14 protein-coding genes and 2 pseudogenes are annotated in these 16,839 nt (G+C 55.2%); 5 read left to right on the forward strand and 11 right to left on the reverse strand.

From position 1 onward, the window contains the following. Positions 1-5 precede the first annotated feature (5 nt). From AC07ED_RS09430 to AC07ED_RS09455, 6 genes are all read right to left on the reverse strand, one after another. Positions 6-308, reverse strand: coding sequence for an urease subunit gamma (locus AC07ED_RS09430; protein WP_105235560.1), 303 nt, complete (start codon positions 306-308; stop codon positions 6-8). 9 nt (positions 309-317) lie between these two features. Further along, the gene (locus AC07ED_RS09435; RefSeq protein WP_105235561.1) at positions 318-1,115 is read right to left on the reverse strand and encodes an urease accessory protein UreD; all 798 of its coding nucleotides are present in this window, start codon (positions 1,113-1,115) and stop codon (positions 318-320) included. A 136-nt stretch (positions 1,116-1,251) separates the two neighbouring features. Beyond that, complete coding sequence (ade, locus tag AC07ED_RS09440) at positions 1,252-2,946, reverse strand: adenine deaminase (protein WP_105235562.1); 1,695 nt, start codon at positions 2,944-2,946, stop codon at positions 1,252-1,254. A 384-nt stretch (positions 2,947-3,330) separates the two neighbouring features. After that, positions 3,331-4,263: an FAD:protein FMN transferase gene (locus AC07ED_RS09445; protein ID WP_245918063.1), complete on the reverse strand. Its 933-nt coding sequence runs from the start codon at positions 4,261-4,263 to the stop codon at positions 3,331-3,333. Then, entirely contained in the window at positions 4,220-6,415 is a 2,196-nt protein-coding gene (locus AC07ED_RS09450) for a PepSY domain-containing protein (RefSeq protein ID WP_105235564.1), read from the reverse strand. The genes AC07ED_RS09445 and AC07ED_RS09450 overlap by 44 nt, the downstream gene beginning before the upstream one ends. A gap of 9 nt (positions 6,416-6,424) precedes the next feature. Next, the gene (locus tag AC07ED_RS09455) at positions 6,425-6,895 is read right to left on the reverse strand and encodes a DUF2271 domain-containing protein (RefSeq protein WP_105235565.1); all 471 of its coding nucleotides are present in this window, start codon (positions 6,893-6,895) and stop codon (positions 6,425-6,427) included. 154 nt (positions 6,896-7,049) lie between these two features. Between AC07ED_RS09455 and AC07ED_RS09460 the strand changes: the two genes are divergently transcribed. The 5 genes from AC07ED_RS09460 to AC07ED_RS09480 all read left to right on the forward strand — a co-directional run bounded on the left by AC07ED_RS09460 (position 7,050) and on the right by AC07ED_RS09480 (position 13,409). Continuing rightward, the gene (locus AC07ED_RS09460) at positions 7,050-7,709 is read left to right on the forward strand and encodes a response regulator (RefSeq protein ID WP_105235566.1); all 660 of its coding nucleotides are present in this window, start codon (positions 7,050-7,052) and stop codon (positions 7,707-7,709) included. Further along, positions 7,709-9,019 carry an ATP-binding protein gene (locus AC07ED_RS09465; RefSeq protein ID WP_105235567.1) on the forward strand — a complete coding sequence of 437 codons (1,311 nt, stop codon included), beginning with the start codon at positions 7,709-7,711 and terminating at the stop codon, positions 9,017-9,019. Before AC07ED_RS09460 ends, AC07ED_RS09465 begins: the two co-directional genes overlap by 1 nt. A 325-nt stretch (positions 9,020-9,344) precedes the next feature. Continuing rightward, complete coding sequence (locus tag AC07ED_RS09470; protein ID WP_105235568.1) at positions 9,345-10,604, forward strand: integrase family protein; 1,260 nt, start codon at positions 9,345-9,347, stop codon at positions 10,602-10,604. 87 nt (positions 10,605-10,691) lie between these two features. Then, positions 10,692-11,648, forward strand: coding sequence for an AAA family ATPase (locus AC07ED_RS09475; RefSeq protein WP_105235569.1), 957 nt, complete (start codon positions 10,692-10,694; stop codon positions 11,646-11,648). A gap of 693 nt (positions 11,649-12,341) precedes the next feature. Then, on the forward strand, positions 12,342-13,409 hold the full coding sequence (locus AC07ED_RS09480; RefSeq protein ID WP_105235570.1) for an integrase core domain-containing protein: 1,068 nt from the start codon (positions 12,342-12,344) through the stop codon (positions 13,407-13,409). Between the two features lie 102 nt (positions 13,410-13,511). Here AC07ED_RS09480 and AC07ED_RS09485 read toward each other — a convergent pair whose 3' ends face one another. From AC07ED_RS09485 to cysG, 5 genes and pseudogenes are all read right to left on the reverse strand, one after another. Further along, positions 13,512-14,219 (reverse strand): IS6 family transposase, encoded by a 708-nt coding sequence (locus AC07ED_RS09485; protein ID WP_105235571.1) that lies wholly within the window; start codon positions 14,217-14,219, stop codon positions 13,512-13,514. A gap of 55 nt (positions 14,220-14,274) precedes the next feature. Further along, positions 14,275-14,481: pseudogene (locus AC07ED_RS09490) on the reverse strand (transposase); the annotation flags it as partial. Positions 14,482-14,767: 286 nt separating this feature from the next. After that, a pseudogene (locus AC07ED_RS09495) lies at positions 14,768-15,019 on the reverse strand (YaeQ family protein); the annotation flags it as partial. A gap of 70 nt (positions 15,020-15,089) precedes the next feature. Then, a complete protein-coding gene (locus tag AC07ED_RS09500; protein ID WP_105235572.1) occupies positions 15,090-15,377 on the reverse strand; it encodes an SH3 domain-containing protein in 288 nt (95 codons plus the stop codon). A gap of 56 nt (positions 15,378-15,433) precedes the next feature. Then, entirely contained in the window at positions 15,434-16,837 is a 1,404-nt protein-coding gene (cysG, locus tag AC07ED_RS09505; protein ID WP_105235573.1) for a siroheme synthase CysG, read from the reverse strand. Positions 16,838-16,839: the final 2 nt, after the last annotated feature.

Here is a 16,839-nt window from a genome sequence, read left to right on the forward strand (position 1 = left end):
GCCTCTTATCGAATGGGGTGGTGAACGGTGACGAGCTTGGTCCCGTCTGGGAAGGTCGCTTCGACCTGAACGTCGTGGATCATCTCGGCGATGCCATCCATGCACATCTCGCGGGTGACGACATGAGCGCCCGCCTCCATCAGATCCGCGACCGAACGACCATCCCGTGCGCCCTCAACCACGAAATCGGTGATCAGGGCGATAGCCTCGGGGTGGTTCAGTTTGACGCCACGCTCCAGCCGCTTGCGGGCAACGATGGCAGCCATCGCGACCAACAGTTTATCTTTTTCACGAGGAGTGAGGTTCATCGTGCCTCCTTACATTGTCCAAACGCGGGGCAGATCGCAGCCGCGGAAATTGCGTAGAAATTCGGTCAGTTGGCGGCGCAGGGCGCGGGCGTCGTCATGCATCAACCGCACGACGAGTTTCCCACCCCAAGCCGAGACAGGAACGCCCAGCGCGCGGGCCTCATCCAGACGGTCCATCGCATCGGGGCCAACATAGAGGATGGTCGCCGTGGCGCGGGCACCGTTGAGGCAGCCGATCCCCTGATACTGTGTGAAATCGCCAGTGATGCGTGTGGCCTCGGCGTGGATCAAACGGCCATCAACACGGATGCGCCACTGGTCGCTAAAGGACACGGTTTGCAGCGTTTCGCCCATCGCCTTACGGCCAAAGATCACGGGTTCGACGATCAACAAACGGCTATCCGCATCAAGGTCAGCGGTGATCCTGCGGGCAATCGCGCTTTGGTCAAAGAGGATGGTTTCTTGTGGCATCCAGCAGAGCGTTGCGCCGCCTTTGGCCGTCAGGTGGACATCCATCCGCGCCACCCCTTGGGAGGCTTTATAAACCCGTTCCGCAGTTTGCGTGGCGACGGTGGCAGACGCGCCGTCATGGGCGTGAATGTCGATGCGGTAGTCATCCCCGCCCGTCAAACCGCCTGCCGTATTAACCAAAACGACGTCAGGAATAGGCGCATGATTTCGGGGCAGTAGCGCCTTCAGGCTACCAGACTGATGCAGATCGCGCAGACGATTGTCGGGGCCAGAAAACCCCGCCACCACCCGTCCTTTGGCGCGCTGCAATTTGACCTGATGTGTTGCGTCCAGCATCCCGTTCCCCACTTGCTCGGGTAGCTAGACAGAGGCCCGCGACAGGGAAAAGACGACGCCGTGCGGGGCGCTTAATTCATAGGCATACAGCCTGCCAAATGCCCATTTTGGGGCGTTTCGGTGAAAAAATAGGCAGTTAGGAAATCAGTTCGAACTTATGAACATCGACCATACCGCGGTCTGTGATTTTCAATGCGGGGATCACAGGCAGGGCGAGGAAGGCCAGTTGCAAGAACGGCTCTTCGAGCGCGACGCCCAGTGAATGCGCAGCGGCCCGCAGAGGGATCAGCTGATCGCGGACCACTTCGAACGACAGAAGGCTCATGAGACCCGCAACAGGTAGCGCAAGCTCGGCGAGGATTTTGCCATCCTTCACCACCACAAAACCGCCTTCGATCTGGCCCAAGCGGTTCGCGGCCAGCGCCATATCGTCGTAATCCGCGCCAACGACCGCGATGTTGTGGTGGTCGTGACAAACGGTCGAGGCAATTGCTCCGGACTTCAGCCCGAACCCTTTGACAAAGCCCGTCGCGGAATTGCCGTTGACCCCATGCCGTTCGATCACCGCTATGCGGATCAAATCGCGGGCGATGTCAGGGCGTTTGTCGCCATCGGTGCTGGGAATATCCTCGTGCAGAAATTCAGTGATGATCTTTCCCTCAAGGATACCAATGACGGGCGTTTCGGGGTTGTTGCCACCGTGACGGAAATGATCGGGCGTGACGGTCGGGGCCTTGACCGAATTGCGGCCTACGGGAGGGATGATATCCCGTGCGGCGAAGGCAGCGTCGTTCACGACCTTGCCACCACAAAGCACCAATTGCGCATCGCAAGCTGAGAGATCGCCAATCGCCACGATATCCGCCCGTTTCCCTGGCGCGATCTGACCACGGTCCTTGAGACCAAAGGCTTCAGCCGCTGACAAAGACGCCGCGCGGTAGACGGCCGTGATCGGGCTACCCCGTGCGATCAGACTACGGATCATGTAGTCGAGATGTCCGTATTCATCGATATCCAGAGGGTTTCGGTCATCCGTGCAGAGGCACATATAGGCCGAAGTGATATCGGTCAGAACGGGTTGCAGCGCGATCATATCCTTGGACACCGACCCTTCGCGGATCAGCACGCGCATGCCTTTTTGCAGCTTCTCAATCGCCTCTTCGGCGGTGGTGGCCTCGTGTTCGGTGCGGATGCCTGCAGCGACATAAGCGTTAAGGTCTTTGCCCGACAGTTGCGGACAATGGCCGTCGATATGGCCACCCTCAAACAGGCGGATTTTGTCCATGCAATCGGGGTCACGATAGATCACGCCGGGGTAGTTCATGAATTCCGCCAATCCGATGTTCGACGGATGCCCCATGACCTGAGCGATGTCATCCGCCAAGAGCCGCGCCCCTGCCGTTTCCATATGCGAGGACGGCACGCAGGACGACAGCTGGACCTTTATATCCATGACCGTGCGCTCTGACGCCGCCTGAAAATATCGGATACCCTCTAGCCCGATGACATTGGCGATTTCATGGGGATCACAGATCGCGGTCGTCACCCCGCGCGGCGCAACACAGCGGTCGAATTCGAACGGCGTGACAAGGCTGCTTTCGATATGGAGGTGTGTATCAATGAACCCCGGCACCAAGGTGAGGCCCGACACGTCGATGACCTCTTTGCCCGCGTAATCTGCACCGATCCCAACGATGATATCGCCGCAAATCGCGACATCTCCAGCAATCCGTGCCCCTGTGACGACGCACAAAACCTCGCCCCCACGCAGGACGATATCGGCGGGTGCATCACCACGCCCTTGGGCAATACGGGTTTCTAGGTCGGCCATGTCTACGCTCCGGTCTTTTGGTCAGTAGACCGCAGAGACACCAAAGGGACAAGCGCCGATCAGAATTCGAACGTAACGGAGGGGAAATCGGGATCCTGCGCGACGCCAGTGTCAGCGCTGAGTGTGTACGGGTCTGGCACCTCTAAACCACTGCTCATGTTCGCGTCACTGGGAAGGAAAACAGAAACAAACGCGAGGGGGATTACGTAAAATGCGAACATGAGCAGGACTAGTTAAGAGGTAGGAACACTTTTGATATACACCCTTAACGTGATCACTCCATGCGTGCGCATGGAGTAGCGCTGCACGCAAATGCGGTATCAACCTACACGTTCGTGCAAGAAACCAGAGGGAGAACACTGACCTCGGGGGGCGCGGCCCGACTCAGGTGCGTTCGAGGTACATCGCCTTAATGCCGTTCGCCCGTGCAAAGTGCGTTCCCGCCTCCTTGCCCATCACCATTAACGCCGTCGCCCAAGCATCTGCAGCCATGCAGGTTTCATCCAAAACGGTGACAGAGGCAGGACCATCGGTCAGGGGGATGCCCTGACGAGGGTTGATAGTGTGCGAAAGCCGTTTGTCCCCGACCGTAATCCAGTGCCGATAGTCGCCAGAGGTGGCAACGGCGACGTCGGTTACTTCGACAACGGAATGGATTGCGCGGCGGTCGTAGTCGGGGGCTTCAACAGCGATGGGCCAGAACCCACCGTCAGGTTTGGTGCCGATGGCGCGCAGGTCACCGTCGATGCCTGCGCAGACGGATGTCACGCCCAAACGGCGGGCCGTGTCGATGAGGCAGTCGGTGCCGTATCCTTTGGCAATGCCGTTGAGGTCCAGTTGCACGGGCTGGCTTTTGCGCACCCGAAGGCCCTCTGCATCCAGTTCAACTGCGTCATGGGCCGCGATATGCGATGTGTCGCCGATCATCTGGGTCAAGTGGTCCGCATCGGCAGGGTTGGGGCCGAACCCCCACGCCTCGACCGCGCGGCCTACGGCAATATCGAACGCGCCGCCCGACAGCCGCCCGATAGTCAGAGCCTGATCCAGAACCGTAAAGAGCGCAGCGGGCACAGTCACCCATCCCCCAACGGGTGCGGCGTTCAGACGGCAAAGGTCGCTTTGCGGTTTCCAGAGGGACATCTGGGCATCCACGGTGTCCACCGCCACTTGGAACGCTGATTGATAGGGGGATGGGTCCGCGCCCTCTGGCAGCCAGAATTGCGCATGCCAGCGAGCCGTGCCCATCGTTTCACCCGAGAGGTTATGACAGCAATCAGAACACATCGGCAGCATACCGTCCTTCGGCCTTGAGCGCATCAACGCTGAGGCCCAGAGGGGTGAGGATATCGTCGAGCGCCGCTTTGACGCCGTCACCCATATCGCGTCCGCCGCAGATCAAAATCTGCGCGCCCGTATTGATCAGGTCGGCAATGCGCACAGCGTCATCCGCGACCGCGTTCTGCACGTATCGGGGTTTCGCACCACGCGACAGCGCCAAGGTCAGAGAGGACAGCCGCCCTTCCGATTCCCATGCCGCAAAATCGTCGTCATAGGCATAGCCACCACGGCGGCTGCGGACACCGAAATACATATGAACAGGACGGTTGGCCGCGTTCGCCCGAATAAAGCCCGCCAAAGCCCCGACACCAGCACCAGCACCGATCAGCACCAACGGCGCATCCCCTTTTGGCGCGTGGAAGGCCGCATTGGTCGAGACATAGGCATGGACCGTCTCACCCACCTCTAGCGCGTAGAGCTGCCCCGAGCACAGACCGCCCGGTGCCTTGCGAACACAGATTTCAACAAAGCCATCCTTGGACGCAGAGGCCAGCGAATAGGACCGTGGGCTTGGGTCGCCTTGGGGCAGGATGTTCAACAGATCGCCCGCCTCAAACCCCGCAAAACCACGCCGCATTAGACGATCAAGGACGGACCGTTTCGGCAGGGCAAAGCGCAAGACCGCCATTGGGGCTTGGTCCTCTTCGCCGTAGGTGCGTTTAGAGATCAGCGTCAGATCGGTCGTTGGCTGCGGATCAACCATGGTGGCAAGGTCGGGTTCGGGCAGACCGAATGCCGCCGCATAATCACGACCCCAAGCCGCGAAATCCTGAACCGATTGGCGGTCAACGGTGTGAATATCCGACGGCACAGACCAGCCACGCTCGCGCAGCGTTTGGGCAACTTTGCGGGCATAGCCGCAGAACTCTGGATAGGAGGTGTCACCAAAGCCAACGACGGAAATCGGGGTCAACAATGGGCGTGCGTTCGCGATAACCTCGCAAAAATCGGATGCGGAATGGGGCGCATCCCCTTCACCATAGGTCGCAGCACAAAGGATGATCGACTGCGCCGTTGCGTATCTGTCGGGCGCGAAGTCGTTCATATCGGCGATATGCGTCGTTTGCCCCTGCCCTTGCAGCCAGAGCGCCGCCGCACGTGCAAACCGCCCCGTTGTGCCAGTCTCAGAGCCGACCAATAGAACCACATCGGCATGAGCTGCGTCCGTGTTGTGCAGCTTTGGACCACGGCTCCGCCCCGCGATCCAGACCAAGAGGCCAGAGCCCGTCAGAACAGGAACCGCCAAGGACATGAGGCCCAGCACCAACCCAAGGATCGATGCGCCCTGTCCTGTGTGCAGTAGGTGCATAACGTCCATAACTTTGGACCAGAGCGAGCGTTGATCCCATGTCAGCATTTCGCCCGTTGCGGGATCGACATAGCCCGACCCTGCGTCTGTCTCGATCATATAGGCTTGGCCTGGAATACCTGCGCGGGGGATGGTGATTTGGCGAATGGTATCGCCGTCTATCGCGGTGAGGGCTGCCAGTTGATCGGCGGGCAGCGCGGCATCTGTGCTGATCGCAGAGGGCCACTCAGGATAGGGCGAGGTTTCAGGGATCAGGCCGAGCGTCGAGGCCCCCATCCACACACCAGAGATCGACGAGATCAGCAAACCGATCCCCGCGATCCGTGCGATTTTCAGGTGTAGACCGCCCGCACCCTCGCCACGATCACGGGCAAAGAGTTTGCGCCAGCCGCCCATACGACGGGCCGCGAGGAAGTAGCCAGAGATCGACAGGATCACCATGGCAAGGGTGACGATCAGGACAACCACATGGCCTGTGTCCGAGAGAAACAACGCGCGGTGCAGGTTTTCGAACCAAAGCTCTAGTTGGCTGCTCTGCACTGCGCCCATTGCCGCGCCGGTCGCAGGGTCGATGAGGGTTTGCTCTAACCCGTTCGCCCCGAACGACACGGCGGACATGACACCGTTGTCATCAACGACAATTTGTTCCGCACCTGGAATGGCTTGCTGGACGGCGACGACCAAATCCCCTGCATTCAACCGCACCGCCGTGCGGTCAGCGGAGAACACAGGAAAGATCGACAGGATCGCGCCCGTCAGGGCCACAATCACCAGCAAGAGAGAGGCAGAGACACCCGCCCAACGGTGGAAAGCGCGGAACATGCGGTGACCTCACATATCAAAGGTGAAGGTGGCGATATATCCGCGACCTGCAACGGTTTGACCTTTGTTCGCGTCATCCAGAGGCACAATGATTTCAGCGGGGCTATTGGGCATATGCTCAACGGCCACATCGACGCGGATTTGATAGCCAGCGTTGATCAAAGCGTCCTCGACATCGACCGTAATCTCGCGTGTCCGACCAGATCCGAGGCTTGCGCCCGAAAGACCAGCGATTTCGCGGCTCGACCCACCTGTGCCTGCATACCAACCGCTCAGGTGATCCCACCACCGCGACTTGCCCGAGGCGATCCAGAGGTGACGCACATACTGGCCGCTCGCATCGGTGAGGTAATAGCCGAGGTAGGCATCTTCGCCGCCGTAGTTGCGCATGTGTGTGGTCAATGTCACCTGCGCTGCAGAGGCAAATGACGGGGCAACTAGGGCGGTTGTCGCGACAAGAGCGGGGGTCAAAAATTTCATCTGTATTCTCCGTCAGAGTGGGCGCTTTGCCCAGTTATCGATTGCCTTATCGCCACCAAACCTGAAGCCAAACTGAAGGTTTCTGAAAACCGTCTTCAGCTTGTCTTCAGGTTCACAAGAGAGTGTAATCCCTAGACAATGAACGGAGTGCGACATGCGCGTTTTGCTGGTGGAGGATGATTTGGTGCTCGGCCCTGCGGTGGCTGATCAAATCATGGCCGATGGGCATAGCGTGGATCGCGTGACGACCTTGGACGAAGCGCAGTCGGCGGTTATGGCCTTCCCGTTCGACCTGATCCTCTTGGATTTGCTGTTACCCGATGGGCGCGGCATTCCGTTCCTGAAATCCCTGCGGTCCCGTGGCGATGCAACGCCCGTCATTATTATCACCGCCTTGGATCAGGTCTCTGACCGCATCGCGGGGCTACAGTCTGGTGCGGATGATTATCTGGTCAAACCCTTTGACCTCAGCGAACTCTCGGCCCGCATCGGATCTGTGTCGCGCCGCTATGCTGGCAACCCGAACCCATTGATCACCCATGGCGATCTGGACATCGATATCGCAGGGCGGACAGTTCTAAAATCGGGCGTCAAAGTTGCCCTCACCAACCGCGAATGGGCGATTTTTGAGGCGATCCTCCAGCGTCCGAACCAAGTTGTCGGCAAGGGCCAGATCGAAGAGGTTCTATCGAATTTCGACACCAGCGTTGGACCGAACACGATTGAGGTCCACATCAGCCATCTTCGCAAAAAGATCGGCAAAGAGGTTATCCTGACCGAACGTGGTCTAGGCTACCGTTTGGGGCAACCATAATGATCAAACGTCCTCTGTCCCTTGTCGCGCGGATCGGCCTTTGGGTCAGCCTCATGGTCACCGTTTTATGGATCGGCGCGGCCATCGTGACCGTCCAGCAAATGTATCACGAGGTGAACGAGGGCTTTGACCGCGACCTGCGCACCGCAGCCGACCGCATTCTGCCCATCGTTTTGCATGAACATTTTGACGACCACGAAGACGACCGCCCCCGCGATCTAGGGCGACTGGATCATTCAGATGACGTGGAGTTTCAGATTATCCGCGACCGCAGTGGCCTACTCCTGCGCTCTGAGGGTGCGAAGGCGATCGATTTTCCGACCCACACGGGGTTTTCGGATGGGGACGGCTATCGGTTCTACGTGGCCCCCGAACGACGCGGCGCTGTGATTGCTGTGGCCCGTCCCTTGGATGCGCGCGAAGAAATCCTACACACTGCGATTACGGCGTTCTTGCTGCCGCTCCTCATTGTCGTGCCGCTCACGCTCGTGGCTATATATTTTGCCGTTCGGCGCGGGCTCGTCCCGCTTGGCCTCTTGCGCAAAGAGATCGAGACGCGCGGCCCTGCAAACCTCACCCCCGTCGACATCGCCGATCTACCGCGTGAATTGAAACCGATGGTCGACGGCACGAACCGCATGATGGAGCGTTTGAACGCAGGCTTTGCCGCTGAACGCGACTTTGCCGCCAATGCCGCCCACGAATTGCGCACCCCTGTTGCGGGCGCGATTGCACAGGCGCAACGTCTGCAGGCGGAAAGCAAAGACACTGTCGCCGTCGCACGGGCCAAAGAGATTGAAACCACACTTAAACGCCTGAATCGCTACGCCGAAAAGCTGATGCAAATGGCCCGCGCCGAAGGAGCAAAGCTCCGCGTTGAGGAGCCCATGGATGCGGCCCTCGTCATCGGCATGATCGTGGATGACTTCAAACGGACCGAGCCTGAACTGGCCGTTCAGGTCAGCCTGCCCGACACTGCGGTTTTGACCGACCTCGACCCTGATGCGCTGGGCATTGTGGTGCGGAACCTGATCGAAAACGCGCTGCGCTATCGCACAGAAGGCACTGAGATTTCCGTCACCCTCGACGCAGATCACCGCCTCACCGTCGCCAACGATTGCCCCGTGGTCGATCCCGAAAAACTTGCCCGTTTGTCACAACGGTTCATTCGCGGCGGCGGCGCAGGCGACGGCACCGGCCTCGGCCTCTCTATCGTCCACATCATCGCAGAACGCAGCACCGCCGAGTTTTCCATCACCTCGCCACGATCCGGATCGGACCAAGGCTGCGAAGCGACGTTTACATTCTGACGGATTGCGGCAGCGGACCACGTGTCAGGCGCATGATAGTTGGAAATTTGGGAAAGAAGTGGTGCCCCCACACGGACTCGAACCGCGGACCTACTGATTACAAATCAGTAAATAACCGCTTTTTCTGTCAAGCGTTTTTTCCAAACTACCCAAAATTAATCTGCAATCATCTGTTTTTACACTGTTTTTTAAAATCCTTCTCGGGTAGGTCACAAATCTTCCGAATCATAGAAAACCATACATCGGTAGTATAGAGGTAGTATAGAATGTTGACAGCCCCCTGCCCTCACACTACTCAGATTGCAGGTAGTATGGAGGCACAGAGATGGCAGAACTCATCACGCAGAAGCTCGTTGATGGCTTAGAGAACCTTGGAAAGCAGTATTACAGGACAGATACACGCATTCCTGGCTTCGTTGTCCGTGTCTCTTCATCTGGCAAACGAACCTTTGCTCTGAAGATGAAGGTTTCTGGAAAGCTCAAAGAGTTCAGTCTTGCGTCTTGTGATGATGTCAGCGTGTCAGAAGCTAGAGAGATGGCACAAGACAAGCGCAACGAGTTGCTCAAAGAGAAGTCTGAGAAGAAAAAGAAGTCAGACAACAAGTCTCTTCGAACATTAAAAGATATGTTTGAAGACCACTTGGAAAACCAAGTTAGTAAAAAATATGATACGCTTTGGCTTGAATATGAGCAGCAATCCACACGGAATAGATTTTGGCCCAAGCACCTCGCTGAGAAAAACAGATGCTATCAGCGTGTTTATAAATATTTTAGTGAAGATTATAAAGTTGAAAATTTAAGCGTTTTAGAGCTTGAGAACTTTCACAAGTTCAGAAGCAAAACAGGGAAAGTCGCAGCTAATAGAGATATTTATTACATCTCAATCGCCCTTGAGTCTGAAATTAGATATGGCACAATCAAAACAAACTACGCAAAATATGTTGAGTTAAATGCTGAGAGGAACAAAAAGCTTGGCTTGCCAGCGGAAAGACTAAAAGAGTTTTTTCAGCATTTAGATACATACCATAATAGAGTCGCCGTTGCAGCTGTAAAGTTTGCGATCTTTACAGGCTTGCGACACTCTGAAGTTGTATCGCTTCATAAAAGAGATAGATATGAAAATAACTATTTCGATGTTAAGAATAAAACGATCTACCTAAGAGACCACAAGACTGCAGATAAAACAGATGAAAATGTTATTGCTGTAAATGATTTTGCCATCGCTGTTCTGCCAAAATTTAGATTTAACTCACTTGAGGAAAAAAATATTCATGTGTTTGCTTCTGGATTTGTGACATCAATCACAACTAAAACAATGTCAAAGGCATTTAATCACGCAAAAAAGAGAATGAATTTTACAACAGAAGAAAACAAGAAAATCACACCCTATTCAACACGACACACATTTGCGTCATTGATGCTCAAGAAAAAAGTATCTTTTGAAGATGTTGCTCAAATGCTTGGCCATAAGGATACAACCATGCTTAAACGCAGATATGCAACACTTGATGAAGAATTCAGAGACAATCTGAGAAATAAGACACAAAATGTGTTTTCGGATCTTGAGCTAATGGACAAGGATTAATACTTATGGTAGTGTTTTTTATGTTGATATCGATCCGCTGACAGACTTGCTAACTCGACACGCAACTGCTCAAGCGGATTTATTGCCATGCCTAGAACTGAACACAAAGTAGACGTTATCGAAGAGTTTTTCAAAACTTTTGAAGATGAATTTCTGAACCCTGATATTCCGTTCAATAAAGTCGTCTTTCTTGAGAAGCTGCCAGACAGCTTCAACAAGGAAAGCAAAACTGCCCACGATAAATTTGCACGCCTACAAGGTGTGGGCATTCCCCTCTTTCATCGAGACGGGCTCGTTGAAGTGAGACGAGCGCTCGTCAAAGAGTTCCCATACGCAGTCCCTATCATCGACAACTTGTTGAAGCCCACTTTTCGTCGGATGAGTGCCGGCAAAGAAGGCATCGTGTTCGAGCCCACCATCCTCGTGGGGGAACCAGGCCTTGGTAAAACAAGACTGCTGTCACGCCTGCTTGAAGAACTCGATATCTATAATCGCAAGATCTCTGTCGCAGGCATGCAGGATGATCAGATTTTTGGCGTCCCGAAGGGCTTTTCCACTGCTATGCCCTCAATCATGTCAACAGTGATCCACGACAAAGAAATTGGGAACCCTGTGTTCATCTTGGATGAAATCGATAAAGCGCAAGAGAGTAAGTTTGCGAACGTTCAGCACAAGCTTCTTGGCTTGCTGGAGAAGGATGAGGCGATGAACTGGCATGAGCCGTACCTCCAGGCTCCAGTAAACCTGTACTACGTTGGCTGGCTTATGACTGCCAATACGTTGAGCACCATCAGTGAGCCGTTGAAAAGCAGGTGTCACATCATGCGCATGCCAACACCTGCCCTCGAACACATCCCTCAAATTCTGAACACCATCAGGAAAGATTTGGCCCTGGATGATGGGTTGGACCCAAGATTCATTCCAGGTTTTGATGAAGCAGAAAAATCTGCCCTCATCGACAGCTATGCACAGCACAAATCCATTCGAGTTCTGAAGAGACAGGTCAAAGAGATCTTGTCACTTCGAGAGCTTACTTTGCAGTGAAAAAAGTACTTTCCCCATGAAGGACTGAATATATGATTAAAAATAATTTCGAAAAGTTCAAATTAAATATTGCATTTATATTTAATTTAATGTATTTATTTATACATAAGATAATTTTACTACCATGCAGGTAGCTTATAAATTACGATTATTTAATTACTATTATGCTGCCATGTGGGCAGTCTGCGAATAGAGGGAGCATCATGCCCCTCTTTTTCATTTGTGGGATACAGATAAGAAAAGGGAGCCATCCCCGTGATAGCAGAGGTGGTCGTGCATTTTCGACCAGTTTGAAGCCGAGATAAGGTGGATCAGGGTTTCTTATCAGGCTGCCATTCTCATGGGTTCGGATTGGGTGGCATGGGTAGGTAATCCCCGGAAGGAGCCAATTTGGCACCCAACTCTCTCTCGCTCCAAGCCATTGAAATCATTGATGCGTCCCGAGGGTTTTTATCCCACTTGGTCGCTTGCCTCTGGCAGCGAACCTCGACGTTTCTCAGCAGTCTACTGCGTGATGAACTGTTGGGTTTGGTGGGAGAACACACACCTGAACACCCGCGCGTCAGGTTTGACGAACATGGCCGCCCTGCCCTAACATTTTTTGCTTCCCTGAGAGGGGTGCCAAAATGTAAGCGAGGCCCATCACGTTGAGATAGCGGCATTTTTTTAAACGCCGTGGTGGAGCCTCGCAAGATGAATTCGACCATATCCCTCCTTCTGGTCTTCTTGAACCAGTTCTTCATGCCGCGGCACAACGTGCAACTGAGGCTGCTGAAAGCCCAGATCGCGATCTTGCGGGTCCGCATCCCAACGGAACGGATCATCCTGTCGCCCACTGAGAAAGCCGAACTGCTGCGCATCGGGGAAGAATGCGGGCATGATATCGACGGGCTGTTGGAGGTGGCCAAGCCCGCGACCTACAAGCGGTGGCTCGCCCAGATGCGCGGTGGACGCCCCTTTCAGGCCGTGGGTCGGCCGCGCCTGACGCAAGAACTGCGCGATGTCGTCATCCGCATCGGATCTGAAAATCTCCTGTGGGGTTACAAGCGGATCGCTGGCGAGCTGAAAAAGCTTGGACTCTATGCCGGCGCCAATTCCGTCAAGCGCATCCTGAACGAGGCGGGCATTCACCCGAGCCCAGAGCGGCGCAAGAAAAAGCCTGCCCTGCCGTGGACCACCTTCATCCGGGCACACATGGAAACCATGGTGGCCTGCGATTTCTTCTCGAAGACCGTGTTCACGCTACCCGGGCCGAGGACGGCCTACGTGCTGATGTTCATCCATCTCGGCAGCCGCCGCGTCTTCTGTAGCGCGCCGACCTATGCCCCGGACTCGGCGTGGGTCACCCAGCAGGCCCGCAACATGCTGATGTGGTGCGAAGAACAAGGCATCACGCCGGGTTTCCTGATCCGCGACGCCGACACCAAGTTCAGCGCCAGCTTTGATGCCGTCTGGGAGTCGGAGGCCGCTCGGGTCATCCAGATCCCGCACAGGGCGCCCGATGCAAACGCCTTCGCGGAATCGTTCATCGGCACCATAAAGCGCGAATGCCTGAACTTCTTCGTCTGCTTCAGCCGGTCCCAGCTTGATTACATCCTGCGGACCTGGGTGCGCCATTACAATGTCGAGCGCCCGCATCGTGGGCGGGACATCGGAAACAACGTTCTGCAAGTCGATTTCCGGCCAGTGCGTGACGGCCCGATCCGGCGCAATCGCCAGCTCGGCGGCATTGTCACATCGTACACCCGCGAGGCGGCGTGAACGCCATGGCCGAGCAAAAATCCCAAAGAGAGACAGCGCTCATTTCATCTGGTGCTGTCAGACTAATTCGAACTCGTCTCCGTTTGTCGCTCAACCAAGTCTTCAGATCGCACCAAGTTGGCGCCACTCAGCGAGAGCCGCGGCGCGTAAGGTCTTAAAGTTGCCTCGGCTGTAGTGGTGTCGTTCCTGATTGAAGTGATTGTGGACGGAAGAGTGAACAGCGGCGAATTTCTGCAAACATCGCATTTGCCGAAACCTCAGCATGGCACGCTCTCGTCGTCGAAACGGAAGGTGAGAATTTTCAATGCGGTTGTTGAGCCACCTACCCGTTTTCTGCTTCTCAGCATTTCCTATGTCTCTCATAGCAGCGCCATAAGACCGTAGATTATCGGTGACTATTGCCTGCGGGCTTCCGTATCTACGAAGAGATTTCCTAAGAAATTTTAGTGCCGCCTTACGGTCTCGGCGCTTTGTGACATAGCTTTCAAGCACCTCACCTTCATGGTCAACAGCGCGCCACATGTAGTGCCGCACGCCATTCACTTTCACGAAGACCTCGTCCAGGTGCCATTGCCAATTCGAACTGGATTTCAATCTGTCCGCTCTTCGCTTCCTGATCTCAGAAGCAAACAGCGGACCAAATCTGTTCCACCAATAACGTATAGTTTCATGGCTAACATCGATCCCCCGCTCATGCAGGAGATCTTCCACATTACGAAGAGACAGAGGGAACCGCACATATAGCATGACCGCTAAGCGGATCACCTCTGGGCTCGTTTTGAAGTATCGAAATGGAGAGCGCTTGATCATCCCAAAACGCTAACCACGCTCCAGAACCACCTCAAGACCGTTTAGTCTGACAGTGCCGTTCATTCTCTTTTTGTAGACGTTTGAGCTCTTTCAATTGATCAACGCCCATACCGCCATACTGTCTGCGCCAGCGATAATAGGTCTGCTCAACAACACCAATTTGTCTAATCGCATCAAGACGGGACAATCCTTGCCCAATCAACACCTCAACTTGACGCAACTTTGTAACGATCTCTTCGGGCTTTGGTCGTTTGTTTGCCATTCCTGGTCCTCCGTTTCCTAAACATAGCGGTGGACCGGTTCAGTGGGGGAGGCTCAGAACGGGACGCCCAGAAAGTGCCTGGGATGGAGAACCCCAACAGAAGCCTTCAGAGAAGAGATCATGAAACTGAGATAGCGGAAAATGTCGCAACGTGTCTTGAGCCATCATGCAAAGTTTGTGTGGTTGCCGCCTCCTTTGCAAGTAGGACTTTGACCTTCTGAGACTGTGATCGAGTGCGTGCTTGTGTCAGGCCTTCATTTGCGGCCTTTCACGCGCCGCTGGCCGGTATGGAGATCCGCGGGTCAAGCTCGTCACTCAAGCTCTTTTGCCAGATGTCGGGCTCGTCGTCGGTCGAAATCCCCTTTGTCATCTCCAACTGCTCATGCGCATTCAGAGCAAAAGCCAAGAGACGCACCATCATCCGCTCATCCGTTTCAGAGGGGTGTTTGGCGATGGTGAGCTTATGCGTCTCGTAATAGTGACGATCCATGTCAGAGACAGAGAGTTCGACTTTGTAGATGGTAGCTTTCTGCGCCATGGGCTGCCCCCGAAATTAAACGTTGAAGGGTGCGTAAAGCCTATGGCGCCATTGTGAAAGCAGATAACGCTTAATTTGTGCTCAGGTAGTCCGCTGAGACGTAGCCAGATACACCAATCCCAGAGGCGACCGATACATGGCACCAGCGTTGCCCGACCTCGGTGACACATTCATGTTGTTTGAGGACAGTCCCGTCGGGCAACCCCATGATGATCTCGTACCCCAACCCCGGCCCTGCTCGCAGTTTGAGCATATCATTGGGCCCTACGCCTTCCACCACCGCGCGGCTTCCTACAACAGAGGAACAGCCCGCTAGGATAGACAATCCGATCACTACACCTGCAAACGCTCTTTGCATCTCTACCTCTCTTTTTTCGGTAGGATGCACGAAACGGGCTGAAGGTCCAAGCGATCTTAGCCGTTGCTTGCCAAGGTCGCCCCGATCACTGGGGTTTGGCGAACCTGTCGAAGGTCATCCTTTGGTAAAGTGAGATTGATCAGAGCGCAGCTATCGATACCTCGATCTATAATTTCCTGTTCGAGCCTTTCTAAATCGGTCGAGAAATACACCTCATCAGCACGGGAGACGTTCACAGCAACAGAAACAGAGGCATGAGCCTCTACGCCAGCATCCAAAAGGCTCTGCACCAGCGCCCTTGCCTGACGCGTTGCCATGTAGAACACGATACGTGTGCCTTTGGCGGCGTGACGCCCCAAGTCGGGAAACGCCCCATTCTCTTGTAAGGTCCCCGTTGCCAAGACAACGCTATCAATGCGCCCGCGTTCCGTCAGGCTCTGACCTTGGGCGGCTGCGGCGGCACTGGCGGCGGTTACCCCCGGGATGACCTCTACGGGGATGTTGTGGAGCTTTGCCGCCTCAACCTCTTCGGTTAGGCGAGCAAAAATCGCAGGATCACCTGACTTTAGCCGCACCACTCGACGCCCTTTACGAGCCTCTGCAACCACGAGAGCGTTGATCTGGTTTTGCGGGATCGCATGTGCGCCCACGACTTTGCCCACATAGACACGCTCAGCATCCCGCCGCGCCAATTCGAGAACGTCGGGATCAACGAGACGGTCGTAGAAAATCACATCCGCATTTTGAAGGCGTTCCACCGCACGTAAGGTCAGCAAGTCACGCGCACCCGGCCCAGCGCCGACCAAGGAAATCGTTCCACCGCCGCGCAGTTCCCCATCATCGATTGCCGTTTTCAGCAGTTCAGCGGCTTCACGCTCGGCACCACGTTTAAAAGCAAGCCAAGGCGCGTCATGAAACGCCCAGCGCCAGAATTCGCGACGGCTCTCTTTGGCGACTTTCGCCGCTACGGCATCACGCAGGCGCCCAGCTAAACTCGCATAAGCTCCTAAACGCGGATCCAAGGTCTGTTCGATCTGAGTTTTAATCGCCCGACCTAATACAGGTGCCGTGCCTTCGGTTCCGATGGCGACCACAACGGGGTCACGATCCACAATCGACGGCGTTGTGGCATCGCAGAGCGCAGGCTGATCAACGACATTCACAGTTGCACCCGCGTCCTTGGCAAGCGCGTGAATGGCTCGATCAACGGCAGGACATCCCGTCGCGACAAAGACAAGGGCGGTATCACGGAACAGGTCTGGCGCGATTGCACCGTCATGATGCGTCGCCCGCCCCTTGTTTACCAGAGCGGACAATTCATCATCGAGGGTCGGCGCAACGATGGTGATCGCCGCTTCGGTCTTGAGCATCAGACGGGATTTTTGGGCCGCTTGTTCGCCGCCCCCCACAATCACAACCCGTCGCCCCGCCATTTTCAGGAACATTGGAAAGGACTGCATGT

This window comes from Aestuarium zhoushanense (genome assembly GCF_056431045.1).

Excerpts from the sequence above, each read along its gene's own strand:
- AC07ED_RS09430 (WP_105235560.1), bottom strand. The coding sequence starts at position 308 with ATGAACCTCACTCCTCGTGAAAAAGATAAACTGTTGGTCGCGATGGCT.
- AC07ED_RS09435 (WP_105235561.1), bottom strand. The coding sequence starts at position 1,115 with ATGCTGGACGCAACACATCAGGTCAAATTGCAGCGCGCCAAAGGACGG.
- ade (WP_105235562.1), bottom strand. The coding sequence starts at position 2,946 with ATGGCCGACCTAGAAACCCGTATTGCCCAAGGGCGTGGTGATGCACCC.
- AC07ED_RS09445 (WP_245918063.1), bottom strand. The coding sequence starts at position 4,263 with ATGCGCTCAAGGCCGAAGGACGGTATGCTGCCGATGTGTTCTGATTGC.
- AC07ED_RS09450 (WP_105235564.1), bottom strand. The coding sequence starts at position 6,415 with ATGTTCCGCGCTTTCCACCGTTGGGCGGGTGTCTCTGCCTCTCTCTTG.
- AC07ED_RS09455 (WP_105235565.1), bottom strand. The coding sequence starts at position 6,895 with ATGAAATTTTTGACCCCCGCTCTTGTCGCGACAACCGCCCTAGTTGCC.
- AC07ED_RS09460 (WP_105235566.1), top strand. The coding sequence starts at position 7,050 with ATGCGCGTTTTGCTGGTGGAGGATGATTTGGTGCTCGGCCCTGCGGTG.
- AC07ED_RS09465 (WP_105235567.1), top strand. The coding sequence starts at position 7,709 with ATGATCAAACGTCCTCTGTCCCTTGTCGCGCGGATCGGCCTTTGGGTC.
- AC07ED_RS09470 (WP_105235568.1), top strand. The coding sequence starts at position 9,345 with ATGGCAGAACTCATCACGCAGAAGCTCGTTGATGGCTTAGAGAACCTT.
- AC07ED_RS09475 (WP_105235569.1), top strand. The coding sequence starts at position 10,692 with ATGCCTAGAACTGAACACAAAGTAGACGTTATCGAAGAGTTTTTCAAA.
- AC07ED_RS09480 (WP_105235570.1), top strand. The coding sequence starts at position 12,342 with ATGAATTCGACCATATCCCTCCTTCTGGTCTTCTTGAACCAGTTCTTC.
- AC07ED_RS09485 (WP_105235571.1), bottom strand. The coding sequence starts at position 14,219 with ATGATCAAGCGCTCTCCATTTCGATACTTCAAAACGAGCCCAGAGGTG.
- AC07ED_RS09500 (WP_105235572.1), bottom strand. The coding sequence starts at position 15,377 with ATGCAAAGAGCGTTTGCAGGTGTAGTGATCGGATTGTCTATCCTAGCG.
- cysG (WP_105235573.1), bottom strand. The coding sequence starts at position 16,837 with ATGCAGTCCTTTCCAATGTTCCTGAAAATGGCGGGGCGACGGGTTGTG.